This is a genomic window from Streptomyces beijiangensis, assembly GCF_017315755.1.
Classification (GTDB): Bacteria; Actinomycetota; Actinomycetes; order Streptomycetales; family Streptomycetaceae; genus Streptomyces; species Streptomyces beijiangensis.
In genome coordinates this window covers 1-810 of sequence record NZ_JAFLRJ010000524.1, presented here as the reverse complement: position 1 = coordinate 810, position 810 = coordinate 1, and the positions used below count along the sequence as shown (strand labels likewise).

At 64.2% G+C, this 810-nt stretch carries 2 protein-coding genes and 1 pseudogene; all 3 read right to left on the bottom strand.

What is annotated here, in order from left to right:
* On the bottom strand, positions 1 to 190 hold a 190-nt coding region (locus J0695_RS36300; protein ID WP_206969033.1), incomplete at its 3' end, for a hypothetical protein.
* A gap of 2 nt (positions 191 to 192) precedes the next feature.
* Positions 193 to 558 carry a hypothetical protein gene (locus J0695_RS36295; RefSeq protein WP_242553641.1) on the bottom strand — a complete coding sequence of 122 codons (366 nt, stop codon included), beginning with the start codon at positions 556 to 558 and terminating at the stop codon, positions 193 to 195.
* 20 nt (positions 559 to 578) lie between these two features.
* Positions 579 to 695, bottom strand: a pseudogene (locus J0695_RS45795) (TetR family transcriptional regulator); the annotation flags it as partial.
* Between the last annotated feature and the right edge of the window lie 115 nt (positions 696 to 810).

Sequence of the window (810 nt, the reverse complement as noted above, 5' to 3'; positions counted from 1 at the left end):
GGGTGGATATGTGGGCGGCGATGGCCAGCAGTGCGGCGATGCCGTACATCGCCCACCCGGCAAGCAAGTTGATAAGGGGGCCGCTGCCGAACGGGGTTGGGAAATGTTCCTTGGTGATGCCCTTGATGAAGTGCGGGGTGGCGTTCGCTGCGAAGATTCCGGCGAGGAAGCTTAAGGCGAGGGTCTGCACGGTCAGGTCTCCTGGGTATTGCTGGTGAGACCGCGGACGGTCAGTTCGGTGAGTTGGTGCAGCCGGGCGTGCAGGATCTCGGGCCCGTGCGATGTCTGGGTCATCCCGGCCAGTGCGTGAAGGAGCAGTTCTGCGGTGTCTCGGGCGGGCAGGGCGAGGTCGAGCAGGTCGAGTTCGTCGGCGCAGTCGGTGAGTACGGTCTCGATCACGTCGCGGTAGCGCTGCTCGAAGGAATCGATCACCGCTGGGGCGATCTGCGCTGCCTCGGCGAACAGCTCGGCCCGGTGGGCGGCCTCGACAGTGCCGGCGAGCAGGTCGAGTTTGACGGCGAGGACTCGGTAGAGCCGTTCTGCGGCCGGCTGATCCACCTCGTNNCAGCCGGCCGGGACATGTGTGCCGCCTGGGCGATGAGGTCCATGGAGGTGCGGCGGTAGCCGTATCTGCCGAAGACCCCGAGGGCGGCGGTCACAATCCGCGCACGCTTGGAGGACGCCAATTCTGACATCCTGACATTCTAAGGCTATTTTGTCAGATTGGGTAGGGCGGGGCTCCCGAACTCTTCAGTCTGCTAACGCAGTTGAGGTGAGGGAGAACGCAGATGGGTGCGGATCCTCTGAAGT